Below are 5499 nucleotides of genomic sequence, written 5' to 3'. Positions count from 1 at the left end.
TGATTTCATTTGGTTAACTACCTATACCCAACACATTATTAGAGATACTTTATGGCTTTAAAAAGAGAAAAGTATTTCAAAAAACACTCAAAGAACCCTTTTTGGAAAAGAATAATCCCCAAAAGACCAAAATCATAAAATAATATTTTAAACAGGGAAAAAAGCACACCATTTTGCTATAAACAAATCTTACTTTTATATCTGGAATAGTCCTCGTTTATGCAAGTCTATCGGGTGGGTGGTGCAGTCAGAGATCAATTACTGGGGTTGCCTGTTAAGGACAATGACTGGGTTGTCGTTGGTGCAACACCCGGGCAGATGAAGGATCTGGGCTATCAGTCGGTTGGCCGGGATTTCCCGGTTTTCCTTCACCCGCAAACCAAAGAGGAGTACGCCCTGGCCCGGACGGAACGCAAAACCGGTCATGGTTATGCAGGCTTCAGCTTTTACACGTCCATTGATATATCCCTTGAGGAAGACTTACTGAGACGGGATTTAACCATTAATGCCATGGCAGAGGACCAGCATGGGAACATCATTGACCCATATGGGGGTCAGCAAGACCTGAAAAACCGTCGGCTCCGCCACATATCGCCTGCTTTTCAGGAAGATCCTCTGCGAATCCTCAGGGTTGCCCGGTTCGCGGCGAGACTTGCACCACTTGGCTTTCAGGTTGCTGAAGAAACGCTGGAATTAATGAGCAACATGGTGAATAACGGCGAAGCATCCCATCTGGTACCCGAAAGAGTATGGCAGGAAACATCAAGGGCTTTGATGGAACCGAGCCCCTCGGTCTACTTTCAAACGCTGGAAAGCTGCGGTGCTCTTCAAGCCGTACTGCCCGAGTTCCGATCCTTGATCCATAACCAGACCTTATCGCACCTCAGCATGGCCGCCCGGGAAAGCAGTACTGCACTGATCCGGTTTGGTTGCCTGTTCTCACCTCTTCTGCCTCAGTCCGAAGCGAAAAAAATCAATAGCATACTGACGGTTCAGGGCGCTTCATCCAGATTGCGATTACCCTCAGAATATGCGGATATGGCCCTTCTGGTCACAGAGCACGCCCAAAGCGTTACTGCTGTTATTCACAGCGACGATGCAGAGTCCCTGATGTCCCTGTTTGAAGCCATTGATGCCCTGCGACGCCCTGCACGCTTTATCAGCCTCATGACGATTCTTTCCTATAGCTTTGCAACGGTTAAATTGAAAAGAAACCGGGTCATTGAACTTTTGGATAGCTGTTTATCCATTAAAGCCAAAGATTTGATGACTGAAAACATCACAGGAAAAGCCCTTGGTGAAGCATTAAGACAGAAACGGCTTGCGCAAATCCAATCAATAATCCATCTTAACGAATAAAATCAGCAATTAAAGCCACAGCAACTTATGCCAGAGCGTTAAGAGCTATTGATAGTATTTTCAAGCTCTTAACGCATCTCAAAACACATTCTAATTACTGGCATCTCATTAATTGAAATCAAACTGGAACAAAACTACAAATAAAGTGTCCAAACGTTCAGTCAATACTTTATTGATGTAATTAATCATACAAACTGAATAAGGACATAAACCATGGCAAACACAGGTCCAGCACCAGCAGTAGTACCCCAGGTAACTACCACTCACATCCCAGCAGTACCACCGCCTCCACCTGGCGTCAAACCGCCTCCTACGGTTGTTAATGCCCAACCTGTGGCATCATCACCAACAACTCAAGTTAACCAATCAACCCAAGTGCCGCGACGGCAGGCACCACGTCTACACCTGTCTGAGAGAGTCAAACAGGGTATCACTGCTTTAGGCGGCTTACCTCCAAAGGTTGCGGAAAAAGGTGTTCAGGCAACGCCTGCTCAGAATGCACCCGCTGAGACGACCCCGGCAGTAAAAACTGCTGAAGAAGGCACAGCTGCTAAAAAATCAGAGAAAACTTCTGAGAAAACTTCTGAGAAAGCTTCCAAGAAGACTTCTAAGAAAACTTCTGAAAAAAAATCTGAGACAAAAGAACAGCCAATTACTGTAATTCACAAGCTCAGCCTGAGTGAGCGTGTAATTGAAAAACTGAAAGTCGTGGGCTCATACTGTGTTGCCCCCTTAAAGCTCATCGTTAGCGCCGTTAAGTTTGTTGCCAAACCTCTGCAAGATTACGTGATTACCCCTGCTTACGAAGGGTTCCTCTTTGTATTCCAACCAGCCAAGTATGATGCCAGAAAGCTGGAGCAGAAAGCTGCTGCCGAGAAGGCTGTGCATGATCAGAAGCAGGCAAACCGTCAGGCGTTTGAAAAGGCCTGTCTGGCTGAGGCCATGAAACGACACAACAAGCTTAACTCGGACATTTCTGTCGTACATCTGGCCAGGCACTACGGATTCACCGAACAGGAAGTTGAAGATGAGGTAAAGAGTCAAAAAGCTCGCGCTGAGGCTAACTTCTTGTTCAATAAGCAACTGGAGGCAGACAACCTGGAGCTGAAAAAAGAAAAAGAGCTCCGCACGAATCCGGAAACCAGTGAACAGTACTACGTTACCCCAACCCGGGCCTTAAAGGTTGCTGATGAAACAAATCGTGCAACCGTTACGATTACCGAGAAGACCCCGGGTGGCAAGACTGTAGAGAAGATCCTTGATGCTGACAACGCAGAAGTAGCCATGAGACTGGGTAATGACCCAGCGTTTGCAACCGCTCTGAATAATTACAACAAAGAGCTGAAAGCCTACGGACAGTTATTGGCAGAATTCAAAAAGGAAGATGCAAAATACCAGCAAGCCAAAGAGAAAGCGGCGAAGAAAAATAAAGCGTTTGATAAACAAGCGCCTGTTCACCCTGGCGAGCCTCCCAGCCGTCCTGTACTTAAATGTACTGATGAGAACGTGATCGCAGCATTCAAGCTGGTCAGAGAACCATATCGCACAAATCTTCAGACAACAGCACAAACCCTTACCAAAGAAGTGGAAGCTTTGAAGGCTGCTTTTGTAGCGGCCTACCCGAACAACCAGGATACCAGACTCTACATCAGTGGAGCGATAAATCCTGAAGCCTATAAAGCGGAAGTTCAGGCATGGGTTAACACATTAGAATCTATGCTTGGAGAATCGCGAAAAACTCTGAAGGAAGCAGAAGAAGGTGGATTCCAGTCTATGATACCGTCATTAAATAGACAAATCAGCAATCAGCAATGTAGGATCGATATCAACAAGCGCCACCTGGCTATCTATGCCAAAGAGTGCCAGTTGATGTCGGTTCACGAAGAGATTGAATACCTGAACCGGATGTGCCCAAACCTCAAGGAACACCGTGATCAAGACATCGATGACTGGAAAAACGGTGCACGATTACTTGACCCTAAAGATCCTGATTACGATAAAAGGGTATCAGGCATACGGGACAGGCTGGAAATTGAGCGCTTGAAGGAGTGGGTTTACAAAGACGAGAAAGGTAATGTCCTGGATATCTTTACCAGAGATGCCAATGGCATAAAAACCGGCATCGACCGGGCCAAGTACGCCCTGGTAAACGATGTGATCATCCCAACGCCTGACAGGAAGCTAACCCCGGCTCACAATGGAAAAACGTCTGCCCCTGATTACCAGCATCAGAAAGGCATGAAGTGGAGCAAGATGAGCCCGGCTCAGCGCCCATATCAAGGCTATGTTGCCCAAAGGGATGAAAATGGCAAAGTCTTGAAAGACAGCGATGGCAATGTCAAATGGAAAGAGGCACCGGGCCAGCTCAGCAACCACTGGGTGGTTAAGCATAGTGACGTTAATGGCCTGCATGAGGGCTACGATAAGTTCACAACCATTGTCAAAAACAGAACGCCGGTCAGTAAACCTGAAGTTCCTGTTGTCATTGAACCCGAAGCGTCTGTCAGAGTACCGGAAGTACCTGTGTCAATGACACACAACATAGAAAAACAAACACAGGAACCAGTTGCCATGAAAGCCCGGGCAACGACTGGAGAAAAACGCTACGCTCTGACCAAGGAAAATGTGCGTGCTCATAATGAGTATTATCAGCAGGCAGAAAACAGCAGCAAACCAAGAGTTCGTTCAACCGATGGCGATCTGATCAAATTCACTGATGATTCAGTTGCTGACGATAGCCCTGATGCCATGCCCAAGGATTTGTTTAGGCCCCTGGAGCTAGACCCGAAGCGAGAAGAGGAGATCCGTCAATTGAGGCTGTTTAGTGAGCAATTGCAGCAACGAATGCCAACAGCGGAGCCTGCCAGGCATGATGCTGCTACATCGGTTTACGATGAAACTGACTTGCTGGAAGAGATATTCAGAGGCTCGCCAACAGAGATGAATAAATTTGTTTCCGACAGTAAGTTCGTTGCGGCCAAGAGAGCTGAGCGTGATAGCCGCCCCGTCATTGACTGTGAATCACATTCTGACGATAGTTCTGAAGCCACTGTCGAAGAGCCCTTGATTGAGCAAACCACTCTACCTCCAGTTCAAGCATTTTTGTCGAACATGGAAGATCTCAATCGATTAGAGCATTTGTTCGATGAAATCGAGGTTAGAGCTCAACAAGTTCACACATAAGTACAGGCTATTTGCCATGTTTTTTCAGGCTAACCCCTGAATACTCTGGCCGTCTTTTCAAGATGGCCTTTTTTTATCTTGCTTTCCAGGGCTGCCTTAATGGCTTTCAACCCCTTATCTATTCCTGTTTAACAGCTCTGTCACCAGGGGCCGAAACCAGGGTTCTTTAACCTGATGGATCAGTTTCTCCACTGCCAGAGCATCGGAACAGTCAACCGTCAGCAAAAGGTCAATATCCGCGGCACAAAGGCGCTGTTCACGATCCCTTCCCAGTTGCCCTTCAAGCCTCTTGCACCATTGCTGCAATGCCTCAGCACTCATATCTGACTCAAAGCAAACCACTGCGTTGATATAATCGGGAGCCTCAAGACCAACCGCTTTCGTGGTCACCAGCTCACTGACGCTGACCTTACCAAATCGCAGCTCCAGCGCAGCAATCATCTGACGACACTGATACTCAGCGTTTATGTTGGAACCAATACCAAGCACATAGACAGTCACTGTTAACTATTCCTGACCCATCATCTGTGCGCGGGTTCGCTCACACCAGACAGTAGCAAGTGCATTGGTCAAAGCCTTCGGCTTGCCAATGGTCACGGCCACTTTATCCACCGGATAATGCTCCATTACCTGAGTGATGATACCGCCAGCCAGTGCCTCAATCAGCTGATACCGGGAGGCCTCACAAAATGCCCTGACATGTTGGGTAATGGCATCGTAATCCAGCGCATCCTGTAAGTCGTCACTGGTGAACGCACGGGTAAAATCAGTCGTCAGTTCCAGGTCCAGCACCAATGGCTGTGGCGCTTCGTGCTCGAACTCATAAACACCGATGACTGCCTGGGTTTCAATGGCTTCTATCCGGACTTTATCCATGGGCGTGGGACTCATTCTCTAGTAATCATGAAATTCGGTTTTGTGAGGTGAATAGCGGGGCTATTTGCCGAACAAAAGCGG

The 5499-nt window shown here is 47.4% G+C and carries 4 protein-coding genes; 2 read left to right on the top strand and 2 right to left on the bottom strand.

The features are described 5' to 3' along the window. The first annotated feature begins 219 nt into the window (after window positions 1–219). Window positions 220–1359, top strand: coding sequence for a hypothetical protein (locus KDK15_RS03705; RefSeq protein ID WP_257294016.1), 1140 nt, complete (start codon window positions 220–222; stop codon window positions 1357–1359). A 213-nt stretch (window positions 1360–1572) separates the two neighbouring features. Next, window positions 1573–4542: a hypothetical protein gene (locus KDK15_RS03700; RefSeq protein WP_257294015.1), complete on the top strand. Its 2970-nt coding sequence runs from the start codon at window positions 1573–1575 to the stop codon at window positions 4540–4542. A 114-nt stretch (window positions 4543–4656) separates the two neighbouring features. On the opposite strand, the gene KDK15_RS03695 is transcribed toward KDK15_RS03700, so the two are convergent. Together KDK15_RS03695 and folB are read right to left on the bottom strand one after the other, a co-directional pair. Next, window positions 4657–5043: a 2-amino-4-hydroxy-6-hydroxymethyldihydropteridine diphosphokinase gene (locus KDK15_RS03695; protein WP_257294014.1), complete on the bottom strand. Its 387-nt coding sequence runs from the start codon at window positions 5041–5043 to the stop codon at window positions 4657–4659. A 6-nt stretch (window positions 5044–5049) separates the two neighbouring features. Continuing rightward, window positions 5050–5433 (bottom strand): dihydroneopterin aldolase, encoded by a 384-nt coding sequence (folB, locus tag KDK15_RS03690; RefSeq protein WP_257294013.1) that lies wholly within the window; start codon window positions 5431–5433, stop codon window positions 5050–5052. Window positions 5434–5499 lie beyond the last annotated feature (66 nt).

Origin of the sequence: Endozoicomonas sp. YOMI1, from assembly GCF_024606345.1 — a bacterium.
In the GTDB taxonomy this organism is placed as follows: Bacteria; Pseudomonadota; Gammaproteobacteria; order Pseudomonadales; family Endozoicomonadaceae; genus Endozoicomonas.
Note: the sequence above shows the minus strand (reverse complement) of the source record. Positions and strands in the feature narration are given on the sequence as shown.

Bases quoted from the DNA above. Each gene is read 5' to 3' on its own strand.
- KDK15_RS03705 (WP_257294016.1), top strand. From the start codon at position 220: ATGCAAGTCTATCGGGTGGGTGGTGCAGTCAGAGATCAATTACTGGGG.
- KDK15_RS03700 (WP_257294015.1), top strand. From the start codon at position 1,573: ATGGCAAACACAGGTCCAGCACCAGCAGTAGTACCCCAGGTAACTACC.
- folB (WP_257294013.1), bottom strand. From the start codon at position 5,433: ATGAGTCCCACGCCCATGGATAAAGTCCGGATAGAAGCCATTGAAACC.